General features: G+C 76.4%; 14 protein-coding genes. 4 read left to right on the top strand and 10 right to left on the bottom strand.

Annotation, left to right across the window (positions count from 1 at the left end):
• Positions 1 to 50: 50 nt before the first annotated feature.
• From ACZ66Z_RS28850 to ACZ66Z_RS28870, 5 genes are all read right to left on the bottom strand, one after another.
• The gene (locus ACZ66Z_RS28850; protein WP_469938289.1) at positions 51 to 4,718 is read right to left on the bottom strand and encodes a hypothetical protein; all 4,668 of its coding nucleotides are present in this window, start codon (positions 4,716 to 4,718) and stop codon (positions 51 to 53) included.
• A gap of 66 nt (positions 4,719 to 4,784) precedes the next feature.
• Positions 4,785 to 5,687: a hypothetical protein gene (locus tag ACZ66Z_RS28855; protein ID WP_469938290.1), complete on the bottom strand. Its 903-nt coding sequence runs from the start codon at positions 5,685 to 5,687 to the stop codon at positions 4,785 to 4,787.
• Positions 5,684 to 6,034 carry a hypothetical protein gene (locus ACZ66Z_RS28860; protein WP_469938291.1) on the bottom strand — a complete coding sequence of 117 codons (351 nt, stop codon included), beginning with the start codon at positions 6,032 to 6,034 and terminating at the stop codon, positions 5,684 to 5,686. Before ACZ66Z_RS28860 ends, ACZ66Z_RS28855 begins: the two co-directional genes overlap by 4 nt.
• 284 nt (positions 6,035 to 6,318) lie before the next feature.
• Positions 6,319 to 7,863, bottom strand: coding sequence for a hypothetical protein (locus ACZ66Z_RS28865; protein ID WP_469938292.1), 1,545 nt, complete (start codon positions 7,861 to 7,863; stop codon positions 6,319 to 6,321).
• An 88-nt stretch (positions 7,864 to 7,951) separates the two neighbouring features.
• Positions 7,952 to 8,662, bottom strand: coding sequence for a GntR family transcriptional regulator (locus tag ACZ66Z_RS28870; RefSeq protein WP_469938293.1), 711 nt, complete (start codon positions 8,660 to 8,662; stop codon positions 7,952 to 7,954).
• Positions 8,663 to 8,922: 260 nt separating this feature from the next.
• On the opposite strand from ACZ66Z_RS28870, the gene ACZ66Z_RS28875 reads away from it, so the two are divergent.
• Genes ACZ66Z_RS28875 through ACZ66Z_RS28885 form a run of 3 tightly spaced genes read left to right on the top strand, consistent with a single transcriptional unit; the run spans position 8,923 to position 11,164 of the window.
• Positions 8,923 to 9,687, top strand: coding sequence for a LamB/YcsF family protein (locus ACZ66Z_RS28875; protein WP_469938294.1), 765 nt, complete (start codon positions 8,923 to 8,925; stop codon positions 9,685 to 9,687).
• Entirely contained in the window at positions 9,684 to 10,304 is a 621-nt protein-coding gene (locus ACZ66Z_RS28880; protein WP_469938295.1) for a 5-oxoprolinase subunit B family protein, read from the top strand. Before ACZ66Z_RS28875 ends, ACZ66Z_RS28880 begins: the two co-directional genes overlap by 4 nt.
• The gene (locus tag ACZ66Z_RS28885; RefSeq protein ID WP_469938296.1) at positions 10,301 to 11,164 is read left to right on the top strand and encodes a 5-oxoprolinase subunit C family protein; all 864 of its coding nucleotides are present in this window, start codon (positions 10,301 to 10,303) and stop codon (positions 11,162 to 11,164) included. Before ACZ66Z_RS28880 ends, ACZ66Z_RS28885 begins: the two co-directional genes overlap by 4 nt.
• Positions 11,165 to 11,186: 22 nt before the next feature.
• On the opposite strand, the gene ACZ66Z_RS28890 is transcribed toward ACZ66Z_RS28885, so the two are convergent.
• From ACZ66Z_RS28890 to ACZ66Z_RS28910, 5 genes are all read right to left on the bottom strand, one after another.
• Positions 11,187 to 14,777, bottom strand: coding sequence for a hydantoinase B/oxoprolinase family protein (locus ACZ66Z_RS28890; RefSeq protein ID WP_469938297.1), 3,591 nt, complete (start codon positions 14,775 to 14,777; stop codon positions 11,187 to 11,189).
• Positions 14,778 to 15,120: 343 nt separating this feature from the next.
• The gene (locus tag ACZ66Z_RS28895; RefSeq protein ID WP_469938298.1) at positions 15,121 to 16,341 is read right to left on the bottom strand and encodes a glycosyltransferase; all 1,221 of its coding nucleotides are present in this window, start codon (positions 16,339 to 16,341) and stop codon (positions 15,121 to 15,123) included.
• Positions 16,338 to 17,459: a glycosyltransferase family 4 protein gene (locus ACZ66Z_RS28900; RefSeq protein ID WP_469938299.1), complete on the bottom strand. Its 1,122-nt coding sequence runs from the start codon at positions 17,457 to 17,459 to the stop codon at positions 16,338 to 16,340. The genes ACZ66Z_RS28895 and ACZ66Z_RS28900 overlap by 4 nt, the downstream gene beginning before the upstream one ends.
• Positions 17,460 to 17,764: 305 nt before the next feature.
• Positions 17,765 to 19,180, bottom strand: coding sequence for a HEAT repeat domain-containing protein (locus ACZ66Z_RS28905; RefSeq protein WP_469938300.1), 1,416 nt, complete (start codon positions 19,178 to 19,180; stop codon positions 17,765 to 17,767).
• 259 nt (positions 19,181 to 19,439) lie between these two features.
• The gene (locus ACZ66Z_RS28910; protein WP_469938301.1) at positions 19,440 to 19,832 is read right to left on the bottom strand and encodes an ankyrin repeat domain-containing protein; all 393 of its coding nucleotides are present in this window, start codon (positions 19,830 to 19,832) and stop codon (positions 19,440 to 19,442) included.
• Positions 19,833 to 20,136: 304 nt separating this feature from the next.
• Here ACZ66Z_RS28910 and ACZ66Z_RS28915 point away from each other — a divergent pair, with 304 nt between their 5' ends.
• Positions 20,137 to 20,331, top strand: coding sequence for a hypothetical protein (locus ACZ66Z_RS28915; protein WP_030691317.1), 195 nt, complete (start codon positions 20,137 to 20,139; stop codon positions 20,329 to 20,331).

The following is a 20,331-nucleotide window of genomic DNA, read 5'->3' on the forward strand; positions in this document are numbered from 1 at the left end:
CCCTTCGAAGGGGGTGGGCCGCTCACCGTCGTCCGAACCGGGACCCGGGCCTACACCTCGACCGTCGCAGTCGTGTCGTCGGGCTGGTGGCGGCGGAACATCCGCGTCGCCGTGATCTCGCCGTGGATCGTCTCCCCCTCCGCGGTCGGCTGCGGCAGCCCGGGGCGCAGGTGCTCCTCCACGCTGATGTACTTCAGGCCGGCCCGCAGGTCCGCGTCGTTGCGCAGCCGGATCACCAGCGGGAACTCGGCGAGCGCGGTCGTGTCGAACAGGCCCGTCGTGTAGAGCAGCTGGACGCCCAGCGCGTCCGACACGGCCCGCTGGAGCTCCAGGAGGTACGTGGCGTTGGCACGGCCGATCGGATTGTCGAGGAACAGCGTGCCCGCGTGCCGGTGCTTGTCGCGGCCCCGGTCGTTGGAGCGGAGCGCCGCCATCGTGCAGTACAGGGCGATGGCCGCGGTGAGCAGCTGGCCGCCGGAGAAGACGTCGCCCATCTGCCCGACGGGGACCCGCTCGGCGCGCAGCACCGCGTCCGGCTTGAGGATCTCGACCGAGACGCCCTTGGGTTCGAGCGCCGCCTGGACGCCCCGGAGCAGCAGGGACATCCCGTCGCGCCGCAGATCGGAGTTCTTCCTCACCGCCGCGCGGGTCGCCTCGTCGACGACCTCGCCGAGCCGCTCGGCGAGCGTGGCCTGGTCGGGCTCCTCGAAGCGGATCCGCAGGAACTCCTGGCCCGACCACTCCCCGAGGCCCTCGGGGAGCCGGGAGAGCCGCTGGGCGGAGCGGAGCGTCGCGAGCGAGGACTCCACGAGGCCCCGCAGCCGGTCCACGATCGAGTCCCGGTTGCGCTCCAGCTGCTCCAGCTCGTCGGTGAGGACCCGCAGCCGGGGCGCGAAGGCCTCGGCCCACTTGGCGGCGTGCTCGGGCAGCGCGGACGCCGGCAGTTCGCGGATCTGCTGGCGGGCGGGGGTGCGGACCTGCTCGTAGCGGGTGGAGTTGGCGTGCCGGACGAGGATGTCGCTCGCCTCGCGGACGGCCGCGTCGGCGGCGGACAGCTCGGCGGTGCAGGCGCGCAGGGCGCGACGCGCCTCGCCGGCCGTCGTGCGGGCCTCCTCCAGGCTGCCCGGGTACGGCTCGGTCTCCTCCCGCTCCTCGTCCGCGTGGTCGCGGAGCAGGTCGCGCAGCAGGGCCGCCGTCTCGTCGAAGCCGCCGGCCGCGTCCTCGGCGGTCCTGTGGTCCCGGAGCAGTCCGGCATGGGCGGCCCGTGCCGCCTCCAGGGCGTCGGTGCGGGAGGCGAGTTCGGCGGTCGCGGTACGGAGCAGCGCCTGGGCCCGCTCGGCGTCGGCGGGCACCAGTTCCTCGGGCAGCTCGGTGTGCGCCCCGCCGTCCTCGGGGGCCAGGCGCTCGGCCTCGCCGCGGAGCCGGCCGAGCTTCTCGCTCGCCTCCGAGGCACGGGTCTCCAGCATCTGGACCAGGGCCTCGGCGCGGGCGACGGCCGCCTGCCGGGAGGGGCCGTCGGCGCCGTCGGTGGACTCCAGGAGCTGTTCGGCGCGGGTGCGGACCTTGTTGGTGAGGCGGTCGAGCTCGGCGAGGGCGGCGGACTCGTCGCTCTCGGCGCGGGCCTGCTCGGCGCGCAGGTCGGCGCCGACGCCGACCTTCTCGTACAGCTGGGACGCGGCCCGGTAGGCCTCGCGGAGGGTGGGGAGCGCCGCGCGGGGGGCGGCCGGGTCCACCTCGGGGAGGGTGTCGGGGGCGCCGGCGATCTCGGCGCGTTCGGCCCGCAGGGCGCGGGCGGTGCGGTGGGCGTCGTCGGCGGCGCGCTGGGCCGCGCGGCGGTCCTCGTCGGCGGCACGCGCGCGCTCCAGGCAGGTCTGGGCGCGGGCCTCGGCCTCGGTGGCCTCGTCGGCGAGCTCGCGGAGCTTCGCCTGCCAGGCGGACCGCTCGCGCAGCCGGAACGCGAGGCCCGCGAGCGCGTCGGCGACCCGGCGGGCCCGCTGGGCGGCCTCCTGTCGCTCGTCCCGGAGCCGGGCGGCCTCCGCGGCGGTCTCGTCGGCCTCCGTACGGGCCGCGCGGGCTTCGTCGAGGGCGGCGGCCGCGGCCTCGGCGGTCTCGCGGGCGGTCGTGGCGACGGACGCGAGCTCGGCGAGCATCCCGAAGGGGCAGTCGGCGCGCCAGGCGCCGATCCGGGACGCGAGGGCGCGGTCGCCGGCGAGGCGGGCGGCGAGGGTGCGGATCTCCTCGTCGCGGGCGGCGGCGCGGGCGCGCAGCGCGTGCCGCTCCTCGTCGGCCGCGTGCTCGTCGTGCATGGCCGGGTTCGGCGGCACGAGGAAAACGCCGCTGTCCCCGGCCGGCTCCCTCGCGGGCACGGGGGCGAGGAGGGCGGCGGCGGTGCCGACGGCGACGGCGGAGCGGGGCAGCAGGGCGGCGGTGCCGAGGACCTCGCGGGCGCGCCCGTACGAGACGGGGTCGGTGATCACGACGCCGTCGACGAGCTCGGGGCGGGCGGCGAGCACGCGCGCGTGGTCGGCCGGGTCGACGGCCTGGGCGAGGTAGCGCCAGCCGGGGAGGGCGGGGATGCCGTGCTCGCCGAGGTACTCGACGGTGGCGAGGACGTCGGGGCCGGGCGGCAGCAGGCCGCCGTCGCCGAGGGCGCCGAGGATGCGGGAGTCGTCGGCGGCGGCGGTGCGCAGCTCGAAGAGCCGGCTCTCGGCGGAGGCGACGGCCTGGTCGAGCAGGCCGCGCAGCTCGTCGGCGTACCGGTCGAACTCGGTGACGGTGAGCGGTCCCTGGGGCGCGGTCCCCGAGCCCTCGTCCTCCTCGGGAGCCCCGGCTTCGGGGCCGGCGGCGCGCTGGCCCGGGAGGGGGGACCCGGAGGAGGGCAGGCTCAGGAGTTCGGCGAGGCGCTCCTCGGAGGCGAGGGCCTCGGCGGCGCGGCGCTCCGCGTCGTAGGCGTTCCCGGCGGCCTCGGCGGCGTCCGCGGCGCGGGCGGCGGCGAGTTCGGCGCGGGATTCGGCGCCGGCGGTCTCACGCGCGCGTTCGGCCGCGGTGCGGGCGGCCTCGCGGGCCGTGTCCCAGGCGGCGACGGTCGTCTTCTCGGCGTCGCTCGCGGCGAGGGCGGCGCGGGCCGGGTCGGCGTCCGGGGCGGTGTCGTCGAGCCAGCCGGCCCGGACGGCCTCGGCGGTCTCCTGTTCGACCTCGGCGAGCCGCTGGCGCAGGTGGCCGGCCTCGCTGCGGGCCCGCTGGGCCTCGGTGGCGGCGGCGGTGGCGTCCCGGTGGGCGGTCTCGCCCGCGTCCTGGAGGGCGGTGGAGCGTTCCTCCTCCTCGGCCGCGTGGCGCTCGCCCTCCTCGGCGGCGGCGGCGAGGGCCCGTACGAGGTCGGCGGCGGCCTCGGCGCGGGCGGCCAGGGCGGGGGCGGCGTCGCGCTCGGCCTCGCGGATGGCGGCGGCCACGCGCGCGGAGCGGTCGCCGGCGGCCCGGTGCCGGAGCACGGCCTCGGCCGCCTGCCAGGCGGAGTGCAGGGTGCGGGCGTCGGTGAGTTCGCGGCGCTGGGCGGCGGCGCCCTTCTCGGCGGCGGTCAGCGCCAGGGAGGCGTGCCGGTAGGCGAGTTCGGCGGCGATGAGGGAGCTGCGGCTCCTGGCCGTCTCGGCCTCGGCCACGGCGTGCCCGGCCGAGGTGACCTGCTGGGCGAGTTCGGCGGCGCGGGCGCGCTCCTCGGCGGCGCGGGCGGAGAGCCGGCGGGCGAGCGTGCGGGTGCGGCGCTCGGCGCCCGCGTGGACCTCGCGCGCGTGGGCGCGGGTCCCGGCGGCCTCGACGATCCGGCCGAGGAGGTCGACGGAGCCGGCCGTGAAGTCGCGCTCGGCGGTCAGTTCGGCGCGGCGGCCGAGCTTGTTGCCGAAGCCGCCGACGAGGTCCGCGAGGCCGTCGGTGTCACGGGTGTCGGTGACGGCGCGCAGCAGCAGGTCGGTGAAGTCGGAGTCCTTCTTGACCGCGAAGAGGCCGGCGGCCTCGCCCTCGTCGGCGTTCATCTCGCGCTGGTAGCGGAAGAGTTCGGGGTCGAGGCCGAGGTCGCCGAGGTGCTCGTTCCAGCGGTCGTGGATCTCCTCCCAGACCACCTCCAGGTGCGGGTACGCCTTCCCGGCCTCGGTGAGCGCGTCGCGGAAGCCCTTCATGGTGCGGCGGCGGCCGGTGGCGCCGGAGGCGCCCTCGACGGACGGGCGGACGGAGGTCGCCTCGGCGACGGGGAGGTTGTCCAGGCTGAGTCCGGGGCCGGGGCGGAAGGAGTACCAGGCCTCGGCGAACTTCCTCGGGTCGTTCGAGACCTGGCGGCCGCGCCACTCGCTGGCCTTGCCGACGACGACGAGTTCGCCGGTGAGGGTGTGCTGCCACTCCAGGGCCACGTGGCCGCAGTCGTCGGCCAGGAGGAACTTGCGCAGCACGCCGGAGCTGGCGCCGCCGAGGGTGTTGCGGTGACCGGGGAGCATGACCGAGAAGATCAGCTTGAGGAGGACGGACTTGCCGCCGCCGTTCTCCAGGAAGAGCACGCCCGCGGGGGCCGGACGGCGCGGCGGGCCGGCCGGCTCCTCCTCGAAGAACTCCGCCTGGGCGGGGGCGGGGTGGGGCACGGGTGCGCCGACTCCGCGCAGGTCCAGAACGGTGTCGGCGTAGCGCGCACCGGCGGGACCGATGGAGTAGAGGCGGACCCGGGACAGCTCGTACATGGCGAGGGACTCTCGTGCTCGTCGTGCTCAGGAAGGTCGGATGCGCGGGGAGGTCACGCGGGGTGGTCACGCATGGAACGGCAGGCCCGCGTCGGCGGCGAGTTCCAGGTCGTCGCCCTCGGGCGGCGGCAGGAGGGTCGCGGAGCCGTCGCTGACGGGGACGACGCCGAGGTCGAGGAGCTCGGCCATGGCGGCGGAGCCGGCCATGTCGCGGACCTGGAGCTGGTAGCGGGCGGTGGTGCGGTAGGAGCCGCCGCCCTCGTCGCCGGTGCGCTGGAGGAAGCCGGAGTCGGTGAGGAAGGCTGCGGCCTTGCCGACGATGCCGGTGGTGGAACCGGCGAGGCGGCGGGCGTCCTTGGTGGCTCCGGTGGCGCTGCGGCGGGCGTAGGTCCGCCAGGCGGCCTCCAGGCCGGGGGCGTCGGAGGCCGGGTCGGTGTTCTCGCCCTGCTCCTCGGCGCGCTGTTCGAGGCGCAGGCAGGCCTGGCGCACGAAGGCGTCGACGCCGTTGACCGTGAGCCGGCCGATGTAGGCGTCGTCGGCGAGGTCCTCGGGCCGGGGGAAGGCCATGGCGGCGACCGCGAGGTGGGCGAGGCCGTGCAGGAAGCGGTCGGCGGAGTCCGTGGAGGCGCGGCGGGCGTAGTCGCCCATGCGGACGGCGAAGACGGAGTCCTCGCCCGCGGTGACGGCCATGCCGGCGCGCGGGGACACCTCCAGGACGACGAGTCCGAGGCCGGTGGCGACGGCGTCGGCGAGGCGCGCGAAGGCGGGGTCCTCGCGGTAGCGGCGCAGGAGCTCGGTGTACTCGGCGTCGCGGGCCGGGAGCAGCTTGGGCTGGAGGCCGAAGGAGACGAGCCGGGCGGCGTCGGCGGCGTCCGCGGGGGTGACGGCGGGGGCGGTGGACGCGGCCGGGGGCTGCGGGGGCTCCTGCTCGCTCCACGCGTCGGTGTACTCGGCGTGGGTTTCGCTCACGGCTGGGGCTCCTCGGTACGGCTCTCGGTCGGTACGGCGCGGGGGGCGGGTCGGGGCACGGGCAGCGGGACGGGGGTGACGGCCGCCGGTGCGGCGGCGGGGCCGGGGCGGTCGGCGGGCGCGGGCGGTGCGTCCGTGAGCCGCACGGCGCGCACCGACGGCAGGTCCCGGCGTCGCGCGGGCGGGGTCCGGGCCGGTTCCGGCACCGACACGGTCCCGAACCGCGGCCGCCCGGCGGCCGCGGGCGCCTCCCGGTCGTGCCCGGGCCCGGGCACGGCCTCGGGCTCCGGCTCGCGTACGGGCTCGGGCTCAGGGTCGGGCACGGCCTCGCGTACGGGCTCGGGCACGGGCTCCGACTCACGTACGGGCCCGGGCTCAGGGTCGGGCACGGGCTCCGACTCACGCACGGGCCCGGGCTCAGGGTCGGGCACGGGCTCCGACTCACGTACGGGCCCGGGCTCAGGGTCGGGCACGGGCACAGGCTCCGACTCACGCACGGGCTCGGTCTCCGGCTCGGGATCCGGCAGCGGCTCGCCCGCGGACCCGGTCTCCGGCACCGGAGCGGGGCCGTCGGTGGGGGTCGGCGCGTCGGGGAGGGCCGGGTCGGTGGCGGGGGCCGGGGGGACGACGGTCACGAGGCCTCCGTGCGGTCCGCGGCCATGCCGGCCGCGTCGAGCATCGCCGTGCCGACGACGAGGTCGGCGCCGCCGAACTCGGGGTCGTCGAGCGGGGTGCCGTCGTCGACGGCGAAGAGGAGGCGCTCCTCGCCCTGGCGGTAGGCGGTGCCGACCGGGGGGCTCGCCGCGTGGACGGCGAGGAGGGCGACGAGGTACGGAAGGTCGGGGTCGAGGCGGCGGGCCTCGGCGAGCAGCCCGGAGAGGCGGCGCGGGGCGTCGTGCTCCAGGTCGAGCAGGCGCATGGCGCTCGCGAGCTGCTCCTCGCTGAAGCGGGAGTCGTCGGGGGTGGCGATGAGGTCCGGCTCGGGCATCTCCGCGCCGAGGTGCTCGCGCTCGACGGGCGGGGTGAGGAGCAGGTCGACGAGGTCGCCGACGCGGACGGAGGCGGGGGTGCGCAGTCCGGTGCCGTGGGCGAAGAAGGCGTCGGTGACGCGGGTGGCCTGCTCGACGGGGAGCGGCAGGACGGGGGCGACCAGCTGACCGTACAGGTCGAGTCCGGTGTACGCGGTGGGGGCGGCGAAGGCCTGCCGGTCCTGCTCGGCGCGGAAGAGGGGCCCGGCTTCGAGGAGGCGGGACTGGAGCTGGGTGTGCCGGCGGATGCAGTCCTTGACTATGTCGACGAGTTCGGCGGCGCGCCGCTTGTGCTCCGCGGTCCTCGCGTCGTTCGTGGCCTCGGCCTCGTCGCGGGCCCTGCGGATGTTGGTGAGGATGGCGTTCTCGTGGCGGTAGCGGTCGGCCACGTGGTCGAGCGCCTCGGCGATCATGTCGGGGACGGTGTGGAGCCAGTCGACGGCGCGGACGTTGCGCCGGGTGGCCTCCAGGGTCTTGCGGAGGGTCTCGGCGTACTGCACGGTCCGGTAGCGCGCCTGCTCGGCGGCGAGCTGGGCGTCGGCCAGGCGGCCCCGGTTGATGAGGACCTCCAGCTTCACCTCGGCGGCGATCTGGGCGCTGGTGACGTCGGTGTCGAGGGCTCCGACGAGGACGTTGACCGCTTCGTCGGTGGTGCGGAGGTAGACCCCGCCGCCGTAGCCCGGGACCTCTTCGATGAGCTTGAAGTCGTAGTCCCGGCGGACGTAGACCCCGTCGGTGCCGAAGGTGCCGTAGACGGCGCGGAAGCCGCGGTCGACGCTGCCGACGTTGATCAGGTTCTCCAGGACCCAGCGGGCGACGCGCTCGTGCTCGGCGGCGGGGCGGGTGGGCGCCTGGGCGGCGACGCGGGGCAGCAGGCGGGCGACGATCTGCTCGTGGTCGGCGCCGGTGTCGAAGTCCATGTTCAGCGTGATGAGGTCGATCGCGGCGAGGGCCACCTCGGCCATCGCGTAGACCGTGTACTCGCCGGCCAGGTTCGCCTTGCGGGCGTCGAGGTCGTGCAGCGGGGCGGTGCACGCGAGCGCGCGGAGCCGCCGCGCGAGCCCTTCGTCGGCGGCCGGACCCTGCGCGGGGCGCGGCCCCGCGCTGAGCTGGGGCGGAGCGAGGTCCGTCGAGGCAGGCGAAGTCACGGTGCACAGATTAGGTCCTCACCCTGACAACGGTCGAAACGGCGCAGATACGACCGGCCCTTCCGACGGCCCCGTACGGGCTCCGCCGTCAGTCGGCGGGGCCCGTCGGACCGTCGACGGCCCGGGCGTAGGCGGCGGCGACCCGGGTGCGGGAGTCGTCGAGGTAGCGGGCGAGGAGCCGCTCCGCCGAGGCCCGTTCACCGGCGCGCAGGGCGTCCAGAATCTCCCGGTTCCTCCGGAGGTAGGGCTCGTGCAGGGCGCGCGGGTCGTCGACGACGTGGAAGACGAGGCGGAGTTCGGCGAGGACGCCGCGCATCAGATCGTCGGTGCGGGCGCTGCCGGCGAGGGCGACGAGTTCGCGGTGGAAGTGGATGTTGGCCGTGGAGACGCCCGTCCAGTCGTCGGCGCGGGCCGCGGTCTCGCCCTCGGCGACGGCGGCGGCGAGGGCTTCGACGGCGAACGGCGGCTGTCCCAGGCCCCGTACGACGGCGCACTCGACGAGCCGCCGGGTGCGGTAGATGTCCTCCACGTCGCCCACGGCGAGGACGCGGACGAAGACGCCCCGGTTGAGCTCGTGGACGAGCAGGCGCTCGTGGGTGAGGAGCCGGAAGGCCTCGCGGAGTGTGTTGCGGGACACCCCGAGGGCGCCGCCGATGCTCTCCTCGGAGAGTCGGGAGCCCGGTGGGAAGTGGCCCTCCGCGATGCGGGTGCGCAGGATGTCCGCGACCCGCTCGGCCGTGCTCGTGCGGCCGAGCAGCACGCGGTCGTCCGTCAGCCCGCCGGCCCCGCTCACGTCCACGGCACTCCCGTCCACAACGCCCCGCCCTTCCGTCGTCCGCCGCCGGGTGGACCGCGGGACGCGGCCGAGTCAACCGCAGAAGCGGGGAAGCGACAACACGCGTCTTGTCGGATCGTTGAACAATCCTCTACCTTGACGGCACCGCGCGGTTCCTCGGCATGCCCCTCCTCCTGCGAGGTGCAGACGGGCACGACACGGACCTGGCGGCGCTCCCGGGGCGAACGGCCCGACGAAACGGACGCGTTCGGAGGAAGCACCGCATGACCCGGGTCCCGATCGACCTCAACGCCGATCTCGGCGAGGGCTTCGGCCGCTGGACGCTGACCGACGACGAACGGCTCCTGTCCGTCGTCACCAGCGCCAACGTGGCCTGCGGCTTCCACGCCGGGGACGCGGTCACCATGCGGCGGGTCTGCGAGCTCGCCGCGGCCCGCGGGGTGCGGATCGGGGCCCAGGTGTCCTACCGCGACCTGGCCGGCTTCGGGCGGCGGGCGATGGACGTCCCCGCGGCGGAGCTGGCCGCCGAGGTGGCGTACCAGATCGGCGCCCTGGAGGTCTTCGCCCGGGCCGCGGGCTCGCGGGTCTCGTACGTGAAGCCGCACGGCGCGCTCTACAACCGGGTGGTCCGGGACGAGGAGCAGGCGGCGGCGGTCGTCGACGGCGTGCTGCTCGCGGACCGGACGCTGCCGGTCCTCGGCCTGCCGGGGTCCCGGCTGCACGGGGCCGCCGCGGCGGCCGGGCTCCCGGTCGTCGCCGAGGCCTTCGGCGACCGGGCCTACCGGGCGGACGGCTCCCTGCTGCCACGCGGACAGGAGGGAGCCGTCGTCACGGATCCGGACGAGGTCGTCGAACGGGCGGTGTCCATGGCCCGGTTCGGGGTCGTCACGGCGCACTGCGGGAGCTCCGTCGCCGTGCGGGCCCGGTCGCTCTGTCTGCACGGGGACACCCCGGGCGCGGTGGACCTCGCCCGGCGGGTCCGGGAGCGGCTCGAAGCCTCCGGCGTGCGCGTGGAGGCCTTCGCGTGAGGGTGCTGAGGGCGGGCGAGCGGGCCCTCCTGGTGGAGCTGGCGGACGGCGACGCGGCCGGGGCCTTCCACGCCGAGCTGCTGCGGCGGCGGGCGGCCGGTGCGCTGCCCGCCGTACGGGAGGTGGTGCCGGCGGCGCGGACGGTGCTCCTCGACGGGGTGGACGACCCGGAGCGGCTCGCGGCCGAGCTGACCGGCTGGGAGCCGGCGCCGCTCCACGCGCGCGTGGGCGAGGTCGTCGAGGTGCCGGTGCGCTACGACGGGCCCGACCTGGCGGAGGTCGCCGCGCTCTGGGGGGTCTCCGTGGAGGCGGCGGTGCGGATCCACACGGCGGCCGAGTTCCGGGTCGCCTTCTGCGGGTTCGCGCCCGGCTTCGGCTATCTGACGGGGCTCGGCGAGCGGTACGAGGTGCCCCGCCGGGCCACGCCGAGGACGGCCGTCCCGGCCGGGTCGGTCGCCCTGGCCGGCCCGTACACGGGGGTGTACCCGCGCTCCTCCCCCGGCGGCTGGCAGCTGATCGGCGCCACGGACGCGGTGCTGTGGGACGCCGGGCGGGACCCGGCCGCGCTGCTCGCGCCCGGCACCCGGGTCCGGTTCACGGCGGGGGGCGGGCGATGAGCGACCGGACCGTCGTCGTGGTCCGGGCCGGGGCGCTGACCACCGTCCAGGACCTGGGGCGCACCGGGTACGCGCATCTCGGCGTGCCCCGGTCGGGTGCCCTCGACCCGGCGGCCGGGCGCCTCGTCAACCGGCTCGTCGGCAACGCGGAGGGCGCGGCGGTCCTGGAGACGACCGTCAGCGGGTGTGCGCTGCGGCCCCGGTGCGCGGTGACCGTGGCGGTGGGCGGCGCGCCGTGCCCGGTCCGGGTGGACGGCCGCCCGGCCGCCTGGGGGACGACGGTCCGGGTCGGCGCCGGGTCGCTCCTGGAGGTCGGCGCGGCCGTGCGCGGACTGCGTTCGTACGTGGCGTTCGGCGGCGGGGTCGCCGTCGCGCCGGTGCTCGGCAGCCGCTCCGCCGACCTGCTGTCGGGCCTCGGCCCGGCGCCGCTCGCGGAGGGGGCGGTGCTGCCGCTGGGGGCGGACACGGGCGTACGGGGGCCGGTCGACGCCCCGCCGTGGCCGGGCCCGGCGGCGGAGCTCGTCCTGCGCGTCCGGCTCGGTCCCCGCGACGACTGGTTCACCGCCGACGCGCTCCGGACCCTCTCCACGCGCGCGTACCGGGTGTCGCCGGCGAGCAACCGGATCGGGCTGCGGCTGGAGGGCCCGGCACTGGAGCGGGCCCTGCCGGGCGAACTGCCGAGCGAGGGCATGGTCCTGGGCGCGGTGCAGGTGCCGCCGGACGGGCGCCCGGTGGTGTTCCTGGCGGACCATCCGACGACCGGGGGCTATCCGGTGGTCGCGGTGGTGCGGGAGGCCGACCTGGGCGCGGCGGCCCAGGCGGTCCCGGGGACGCCGGTGCGGTTCGTGCCGGTGCGGTGAGGGTCACGGGGGCGGGCGCGGCTCAGGGGGGCGGCCCGTAGCCCCCGCCGCCGGGAGTGCGCAGGACCAGGACGTCGTCGGGGCCCACCTCCGTGGTGGCGGCGCCTGCGAGGTGCTCGACGGTGCCGTCGGCGCGTTCCACGAGGTTCTCGCCGAGGGCACCCGGCTCTCCGCCCGCCATCCCGTACGGCGGGACCCTGCGGTGGCCGGTGAGGAGGGCCACCGTCATCGGCTCCAGGAAGCGCAGCCGCCGCTCCACGCCGTGGCCGCCGTGCCACCGGCCGCGCCCGCCGCTGCCCTCCCGCACCGCGAAGGCGTCGACCCGGACGGGATGGCGCCACTCCAGGATCTCGGGGTCCGTGAGCCGGGAGTTGGTCATGTGGGTCTGGACGGCGTCGGCGCCGTCGAAGCCGTCGCCCGCGCCCGAGCCGCTCGCGACGGTCTCGTAGTACTGCACGCGCGCGTTGCCGAAGGTGACGTTGTTCATGGTGCCGGAGCCCTCGGCCTGGACGCCGAGGGCCGCGTAGAGCGCGCCCGTCACGGCCTGGGAGGTCTCGACGTTCCCGGCGACGGTGGCCGCCGGGTGGACGGGCGCGAGCATGGAGCCGGGCGGGACGCGGACCTCCAGGGGCGCCAGGCAGCCGCTGTTGAGCGGGATGTCCTCGTCGACCAGGGTGCGGAAGACGTACAGGACGGCGGCCGTGACGACGGCGGTGGGCGCGTTGGCGTTCCCGGGCAGCTGCGCGGAGGTGCCGGTGAAGTCGACGAGGGCGGAGCGCCGTTCGCGGTCGATCCGGACGGCGACCCGGATCACCGCGCCCCCGTCGGTCTCGTAGCGGTACGCGCCGTCGTCCAGGCGGGCGACGATGCGCCGTACGGACTCCTCGGCGTTGGCGCGGACGTGCCGCATGTAGGCCCGGACGACGTCGAGTCCGAACTCCTCGACCGTGCGGCGCAGTTCCTCGATGCCCTTCTCGTTGGCGGCGATCTGGGCGCGCAGGTCGGCGAGGTTGGTGTCCGGGTCGCGGGAGGGGTGCCGGGCGCCGGTGAGCAGGGCGCGGGTCTCGGTCTCGCGGAGGCGTCCGTCGCGCACCAGCAGCCAGTCGTCGAAGAGGACGCCCTCCTCGTCGACGGTCCGGCTGAAGGCGGGCATGGAGCCGGGGGTGATGCCGCCGATCTCGGCGTGGTGGCCGCGGGAGGCGACGAGGAAGCGGAGTTCGTCCCCCGTGTCGTCGAACACCGGGGTCACGACGGTGACGTCGGGAAGGTGGGTGCCGCCGTGGTACGGGTCGTTGATCGCGTAGGCGTCGCCGGGGCGCAGGTCGTCCCCGCGCCGGCGGAGCACCTCCTTGATGGACTCCCCCATGGAGCCGAGGTGGACGGGGATGTGGGGGGCGTTGGCGATCAGGTTGCCCTCGGCGTCGAAGAGGGCGCAGGAGAAGTCGAGGCGTTCCTTGATGTTGACCGACTGCGCGGTGTTCTCCAGGCGGACGCCCATCTGCTCGGCGATGGACACGAAGAGGTTGTTGAAGACCTCCAGGAGGGCGGGGTCCACGTCCGTGCCGGCGGCCACGCGCGCGGGGCGGGGGACGACGCGGCGCAGCAGGAGGTGGCCTCCGTCGGTCGCGGTGGCCCGCCAGCCGGTGTCGACGACGGTCGTGGCGTCGGCCTCGGCGAGGATCGCGGGCCCGTCGACGCCGTCGCCCGGACGCAGGTCCTCGCGCCGGTGGAGCGGGGCGTCGTAGAGCGCGCCGGCGCTGTGCATCCGGACGGTGGCCACGGGGACGAGGGGGCCGCTCCGCTCGGCGGTGTCGACGGGGGCGGGCCCGTGCGGGCCCGCGTTCCCGACGGCCTCGACGGTGACGGCCTCGACGACGAGCGGCCGGTCCAGGGTGAAGGCGTAGCGCGCCCGGTGGACGTCCGTGAACGCGGTTCTCAGCTCGTCGGGCGGCGCGAGGTCGACGGGGAGGCCCGCGTCCGTGCCCGCGTACCGCAGGAGCACGCGTGCGTGCGTGGTGATCGCCCCGTCCGGCAGTCCGTCGGCGCGGAGCTCCTCGCGGGTGCGGGCGGCGAGTTCGGCGCAGAGGGCGGTCACGTGCTCGTGGGTGCCGACGGCGTCGAGCTCGGCCTCGACGGACCGCTCCCGCATGGCGGTGGCGTCGGCGAGTCCGATCCCGTACGCCGAGAGCACTCCGGCCAGCGGGGGGACGAGGACGGTGTCGACGCCCAGGGCGTCGGCGACGGCGCAGGCGTGCTGGCCGCCGGCGCCGCCGAAGCTGGTGAGGGCGTACCGGGTGACGTCGTGGCCGCGCTCCACGGAGATCTTCTTGACGGCGTTGGCCATGTCGAGGACGGCGATCTCCAGGAAGCCGGCGGCGACCTCCTCGGGGGTGCGGCCGCCGCCGACCTCCTCGGCGAGGGCGGTGAACCGCTCCCGTACGACCTCCGCGTCGAGCGGCCGGTCGCCGGTCTCGCCGAAGACGGCGGGGAAGTGGTCGGGCTGGACGCGCCCGAGCATGACGTTGGCGTCGGTGACCGTCAGGGGGCCGCCGCGGCGGTAGCAGGCGGGTCCGGGGACGGCGCCGGCCGAGTCGGGGCCGACCCGGTAGCGGCGTCCGTCGTAGTGGAGGACGGAGCCGCCGCCCGCCGCGACGGTGTGGATGCTCATCATGGGCGCCCGCATCCGCACCCCGGCGACCTGCGTGCCGAGTTCGCGCTCGAAGGAGCCCGCGTAGTGCGACACGTCGGTGGAGGTGCCGCCCATGTCGAAGCCGATGACGCGGTCGTGTCCCGCCTGCTCCGACGTACGGGCCATGCCGACGACGCCGCCCGCCGGACCCGACAGGACGGCGTCCTTGCCGCGGAAGTGGGCCGCCTCGCGGAGACCTCCGTTGGACTGCATGAACATGAGGCGGATTCCGGCGAGTTCGCGGGCGACCTCGTCGACGTACCGGCGCAGGATCGGCGAGAGGTAGGCGTCGACGACGGTGGTGTCCCCGCGCGGGACGAGCTTGATGAGCGGGCTGACCTCGTGCGAGCAGCTGATCTGGGTGAAGCCGGCGGCGCGGGCCGCCGCCGCGACCCGGGCCTCGTGCTCGGGGTGCCGGTAGCCGTGCAGCAGGACGACGGCGGCCGAGCGGAAGCCGTCGCGGTGCGCGGCGGCGAGCGCTCCGGCGACGGCGGCCTCGTCCGGCGGACGGACGACACGGCCGCGGGCGTCGACCCGCTCGGGGACCTCGATCACGCGCGCGTACACCGCCTCGGGCAGCACGATGTGCCGGTCGAAGAGCCGGGGCCGGTTCTGGTAGGCGATGCGGAGCGCGTCGCGGAAGCCCTCGGTGATCAGGAGCACGGTCGGCTCGCCGCGCCGCTCCAGGAGGGCGTTGGTGGCGACGGTGGTGCCCATCTTGACGACGGCGACGCGGTCGGCGGGGACGGGTTCGTCGGGTCCCAGGCCGAGGAGGAGGCGGATGCCGGCGACGGCCGCGTCCTGTCGGCGGGCGGGGTCGTGGGAGAGGACCTTGCGGCTGACGAGCCGGCCGTCGGGCCGTCGCCCGACGACGTCGGTGAAGGTGCCGCCCCGGTCGATCCAGAACTCCCAGCGCCCGCTCATCTCCCCATTGTGGCCGCGAGCGCGGGCGTGAGGGCGTCGTCCGCGCGTCGAGGGGTGTCGTGCCGGAGCCGTCGGCCCAGTGGCGCAGTTCGGCGCCGGCGAGCAGGAGGAGCTGCGGGAGCAGGTCGCGGCTCGCCCCGGACGGCGCCGTCCCGGACAGCTCCGCCCCGGGCATCGGCGGTATCGGACGCGGCGGCCGGCGCGGGCTCCGCGGTGGTCGGGACGGGCTCCACGGCGAGCGCCGCGGCCTCCAGGACGCCCGGCGCGGCGGGCGCGAGCGGCGCGGGTTCCGCCGTGGTCGGCCCGGTGGCCGTGGCCGTTCCCGCCCGTGCCGTTCCCGGTGTCATCGGCGGACCTCCTCGGGAAGGAGCGGCCGGACCGCCGGGAGGGCGTCGTGGGCGTGGAGGAAGGCGGTGACGGCGCGGTCCCAGGAGAAGAGCTCCGCACGCGTGCGTGCGGCCCGGCGGCGGACTCCCTCCGGGACCGCGAGGAGGCTCCGCACCCCGTCGGCGAAGGCACCCGGCGTGTCGGCGGCGGCCACCCCCGCCGTGCCCACGACCTCGGGCAGGGCGGAGGAGGCGCTGACCACGACGGGGGTCCCGCAGGCCAGGGCCTCCAGGGCGGAGAGGCCGAACGTCTCCGCGGGCCCCGGGGCCAGGCACACGTCGGCGGCCGCCTGGAGGTCCGCCAGCGCCTCCCGGTCGGCCACGTGCCCGAGGAACCGCACCGGGAGCCGCCGCTCGCGCGCCCGCCGTTCCAGGGTGCCCCGCAGCGGCCCGTCGCCCGCGACCACGAGCGTCCCCGCGATCCCCGAGGCCCGCAGCCCCTCCAGGGCGTCCAGGGCCGTGCCCGGTCGTTTCTCGACCGAGAGGCGCGAGCACAGCAGGAGCAGCACCCGCTCCCCGCCCGCGTGCCGGGCGCGCAGCACGGTGCTGCGGCGGCCGGGCCGGCAGCGGTCCAGGTCCACGCCGAGCGGAGCCCGTACGACGTTGCGGGCCCCGATCCGTACGAACTCGCGCTCCGCCCACTCCGTCGTGCACACGATCCGCGCGAAGGCCCAGGCGGTGCGGCGGTTGAGCCGGTCCGCCGCGTCGGCCGCGAGCACGGGCGGCACGCCCCAGGTGCGCAGCACCCCGTCCGCGGTCTCGTGGGAGACCATGACCGACGGCACGCGCGCGCGTCGCGCCCACTCCCCCGTCCACCGCAGTGTGGTGCGGTCCGAGACCTCGATCCGGTCGGGGGCGAGTTCGTCGAGGAGCCGGCCGACCCGGCGCCGGTCGGCGAGGACCCGGTAGCCGCCGGTGCCGGGCAGGACGGGGCCCGGGAGCGTGACCACCCGGCCCTGCTCGGTGCGGCGGTCGCTCGCGACCTCGCCGGGGACGACGAGGACGGACTCGTGACCGGCGGCCAGGTAGCCGCGGCCGAGCTGGTCGAGGGCGGTGCGGAGGCCGCCCGAGGTGGGCGTCACGAAGTTCGCGAGCCGCACGATCCGGAGTCCGTCGCGACCGGCGCCCCGGCCCGTGCGGGCGTCGCCGGCGGGGCCTCCCGCACGGGTGCCGCTCATGCCGCCACCGCCGTCCGCTCGCGCAGCACCTCCAGGTAGTGGCCGATCAGTTCGTCGCCGAGCGCCTCCCAGGTGCGTCCCGCGACGGCGGCCCGTCCGGCCAGTCCGAAGGCGGTGCGCGTCCCGGGCGCGGCGGCCAGCGCGGCGACGGCCCCGCGCAGCGCGTGCGGGTCGCCCGGGGGGACGAGCAGCCCCGTGCGGCCGTGGTCGACCAGGTCCAGGGGCCCGCCGGCGGCCGGGGCGACGACGGGGACCCCGCTCGCCATGGCCTCCTGGACGGTCTGGCAGAACGTCTCGTACGGCCCGGTGTGGGCGAACACGTCGAGCGAGGCGAAGACCCGGGCGAGGTCGGCGCCGGTGCGGCGGCCCAGGAACCGGGCACCCGGCAGGGCGGCGCGCAGGGCGGACCCGCTCGGCCCGTCCCCGACGACCACGACCCGGACCCCGGGCAGGGCACAGGCGCCGGCGAGCAGGTCCACCCGCTTCTCGGGCGCGAGGCGGCCCACGTAGCCGACGAGGAGCTCCCCCTCGGGGGCGAGCTCCCGGCGCAGGGCGGTGTCGCGCAGTCCGGGGCGGAAGCGGACGGTGTCCACTCCGCGTCCCCAGAGCCGGATGCGGTCGATGCCGTGGGCCTCCAGGGCGCGCACGGCGGCCGAGGAGGGGGCGAGGGTGCGGTCGGCCGCGCCGTGCACGGCGCGGAGGCGGCGCCAGGCGGCGCCTTCGCCGGTCCCGACGTACGTGCGCGCGTAGCCGGCGAGGTCGGTCTGGTAGACGGCGACGGCGGGTAGGCCGAGCCGGGCGGCGACGGTCATCCCCCGCACCCCGAGGACGAACGGTCCGGCGAGGTGGACGAGGTCGGCGCGGTGGGCGGCGATGGCCGCGGCGACCCGGCGGCTGGGCAGGGCGACCCGTACCTGCGGATAGCCGGGCAGGGGGAGGGAGGGCACCCGGACGACGGCGCAGGGGGCGTCGGCGTCCGCGGCCGGGTCGGCGACGGCGGGGGCGATGACGAGCGGGGCGTGGCCCCGCCGGGCGAGGTGGCGCGCGGTCTGCAGGGCGCAGTGCGCCACACCGTTGACGTCGGGAGGGAAGGACTCGGTGACGATGACGACACGCATACGGGTGTTGTCGTCGTGTTCGGCGTGCCCCCGCCGACGTGGATCTGGACGGGGAGGGAACGTCCCATGAGCGTTTCCTCCGGGGCGCTCCCCGAGGGGGCGGGCCGGGGGAGACGCCGGTCTCCGGGCCGGGGAGACGCCGGCCCCTGGGCCGGGGGGGAGACGTCGGCCTCCGGGGCGGGGCCGCGGTCGGCGGGTTGTCCGCCGCGGGCCGCGCCGCCCCGGGGGCCGGGTGGCGGGTGGCTCGGGTGCGCGAGGTCGGGCCGGGAGGGGTGGTCGGACCTGTCGTCGCCCCGGAGCCGGGGTCAGACCTGGAGGTCCGGCCCTATCCGGTTGCGCACCGCCGTCTGGACCTCGACCTCTTCGGCCGGGTCGGCGGCGAGGCGCCGCAATCGTTCGGCCACGCGCACGTCACCGGTCTCGGCGTGCTGGGCGGCGACCTCGCGGGTGGTCTCCTCGCAGTCCCAGAGGCATTCGACGGCGAAGCCGGTCGCGAAGGTGGGGTCGGTGGCGGCGAGGGCGCGGGCCGCGTGGCCGCGCAGCCGGGAGGAGGTCGTCTCGCGGTAGACGTGGCGCAGCACGGGTGCCGCGCAGGCGATGCCGAGGCGTCCGGCGCCGTCGACGAGGCGGGCGAGCTCGGGGGCGTCGGGGCCCGCGGAGCGCACGGCGTCGCGCAGGGAGCCGAGCACGAGGCCGGCGTCCCGGGCGGTGCCCCGGCAGGCGAGGATCTCGGCGGCGGCCGTTCCGAGGGCGTCGGTGCGCCGGACCCAGGCACGGGCACGGGCGACGGCGTCCTCGCCGCACATCCGCCGGTAGGCGGCGACGGCGGCGTCGGCGACCTCGCGGGAGTCGCCGTCGGCGGCGGCCTCGACGAGGTCGAGGACGGCGGGGTCCCGTGACTCGGCGAGGTGGTGCAGGGCGGCGCCCCGGGCTCCCGTCGCGCCGTGCCGGGCGGCGGCGAGGACCTCGGGCCGGTCCTCGGGGCCGGCGACGGCGGTCAGGCAGCGGGCGGCGGGTCCGTAGAGGACGGCTCCGCGCTCGTACCCCTCCTGCGCCCAGTCGAGGACGGCCCGGACGCTCCAGCCGGGGCGGGGCCCGGCGGGGCGCATCTGGCGCTGCCAGCGGTCGAAGGAGCCCTGTTCCCGGGCGGCCCTGACGCGGGCGCCGACGGCCTCGCGCGGGTCCTCGGCCCACAGCCGCCAGGGGCGGGGCTCGAAGGCGTCGCGGACGGTGCGCGCGAGCTCGGCGTCGCCGTCCGCGTCGGCCGGGAAGCGGGCCAGCACGGGCAGGGCGAGCGCGCGGAGTCCGGCGTCGTCGTCGCGGAGGGCCAGCTCGTCCAGGGCCCAGGCCCAGTTCGTGCCGGTCGCCGCGTACCGCCGGAGCAGCAGCAGGGCGTCCTGGCGTCCGTAGGAGGCGAGGTGCCCGAGGACGGCGAGCGCGAGCCCGGTCCTGGACTCCTCGGTGTCGAGGTGGTCCTCGGCACCCAGGAGGTGCGCCTCGATCTCGTCGAGGCCTCCGTGGAGGTCCAGGTAGAGACGGGCGTAGTAGAGGGAGCGGTTCTCGACCTGCCAGTCGTGGCGGGGGTCGTCGAGAACGCAGTGGTTGAGGGCCGCGAGGGCCTCGGCACGTGGCGCGGCGAGCGCGTGCAGGGTGCCGTCGCCGCGGCCCCGCTGCAGCAGGCCGAGCAGGGTGCCGCTCGGCGCTATGACTGGATCGAACATGGGAAGACGCCTCACATCAAGCTGTCGACACGACCGGGGGATACCGGGGGGAGCCCGGTCGGGCGGTACATCGCCCGTACGCCTAGGCCGTGCGGCAACATTCGGGGCCGCCCGTCGTCGTCGTTCGCCTGCCAGTGACCATCTTCCTCAGCCTCTCGTCGGTGGCCCGTTTTGCCGGGCCCGACGTCATGATGACCCACCCATTTCGCCACCGCGACCACATTTACGACGCTGCTCCCACCTGGGGTTCAACCGTCGTTCACCTGGCTCCGAAGAGCTCCAGGAGTTCGTCCTTGCCGAACATGCGGGCGGTGTCGAGCGCGGACGGAGTCCCTGCCTCCGGATTCGCGCCGGCGGCGAGGAGGGCGCGGATCACGGCGTCCTCGCCCTTGAAGACGGCGCCGGCGAGCGGGGTCTGACCGCGGTCGTTGGCGCGGTCGGCCTCGGCGCCGCGCTCGAGGAGGGCGGTGACCGCGGCGGCGTGGCCGTGGTAGGCGGCGAGCATGACGAGGGTGTCGCCCCTGTCGTTGGTGAGGTTCGCGGGGACGCCCGCGTCGACGTAGGCGGCGAGGGCGTCGGCGTCACCCGTGCGCGCGAGGTCGAAGACCTTCGACGCCAGCTCGACGACCTCGGGGTCCGGAGTCTCGCTCATCGGGTGGAACCGCCTCTCTGCTGCGTTGCCGGCCTGCGCACGGCGAGCGCGGCCGTACGAGTGAATCGACAGGGTACTGCCCGTCCGGCGACATGACCGCGCCCGACCGAGGCAAAGATCACGTCATCCCGCCCCCGGGGCCCCTAGCGCACGCCGGGCGTTTCGCCACCCGGTGAGGCGTCCGGCGTACGCCGGTCAAGTGAAATCACCCGTTTTTCACCCCAATGCACCTTTAATCACATAGATACTTGCTGTGAATCTGGAAGAACTCATGGTGACTGTCCCCTCAACCAGGAGAACACCAATGATCCTGTCCATCTCAGGCGTGGTCCTGCTCGGCATCATCTGCTTCCTGTTCTTCAAGAAGGACGGGATGAAGGCCTCGCACGCCCTCGTCAGCTCGCTGTTCGGCTTCTACCTCGCGGGCACCGCCATCGCCCCGAGCATCACGGCGGGTGGCCAGAGCCTCGCCGGCCTCCTGGGCGGGATCAAGTTCTGA

It is taken from the genome of Streptomyces sp. NPDC107498, assembly GCF_055582805.1.

What these genes read in the sequence shown, in the direction of transcription:
- ACZ66Z_RS28850 (WP_469938289.1), bottom strand. Translation starts at nt 4,718, where the DNA reads ATGTACGAGCTGTCCCGGGTCCGCCTCTACTCCATCGGTCCCGCCGGT.
- ACZ66Z_RS28875 (WP_469938294.1), top strand. Translation starts at nt 8,923, where the DNA reads ATGACCCGGGTCCCGATCGACCTCAACGCCGATCTCGGCGAGGGCTTC.
- ACZ66Z_RS28885 (WP_469938296.1), top strand. Translation starts at nt 10,301, where the DNA reads ATGAGCGACCGGACCGTCGTCGTGGTCCGGGCCGGGGCGCTGACCACC.
- ACZ66Z_RS28890 (WP_469938297.1), bottom strand. Translation starts at nt 14,777, where the DNA reads ATGAGCGGGCGCTGGGAGTTCTGGATCGACCGGGGCGGCACCTTCACC.
- ACZ66Z_RS28895 (WP_469938298.1), bottom strand. Translation starts at nt 16,341, where the DNA reads ATGAGCGGCACCCGTGCGGGAGGCCCCGCCGGCGACGCCCGCACGGGC.
- ACZ66Z_RS28900 (WP_469938299.1), bottom strand. Translation starts at nt 17,459, where the DNA reads ATGCGTGTCGTCATCGTCACCGAGTCCTTCCCTCCCGACGTCAACGGT.
- ACZ66Z_RS28905 (WP_469938300.1), bottom strand. Translation starts at nt 19,180, where the DNA reads ATGTTCGATCCAGTCATAGCGCCGAGCGGCACCCTGCTCGGCCTGCTG.
- ACZ66Z_RS28910 (WP_469938301.1), bottom strand. Translation starts at nt 19,832, where the DNA reads ATGAGCGAGACTCCGGACCCCGAGGTCGTCGAGCTGGCGTCGAAGGTC.
- ACZ66Z_RS28915 (WP_030691317.1), top strand. Translation starts at nt 20,137, where the DNA reads ATGATCCTGTCCATCTCAGGCGTGGTCCTGCTCGGCATCATCTGCTTC.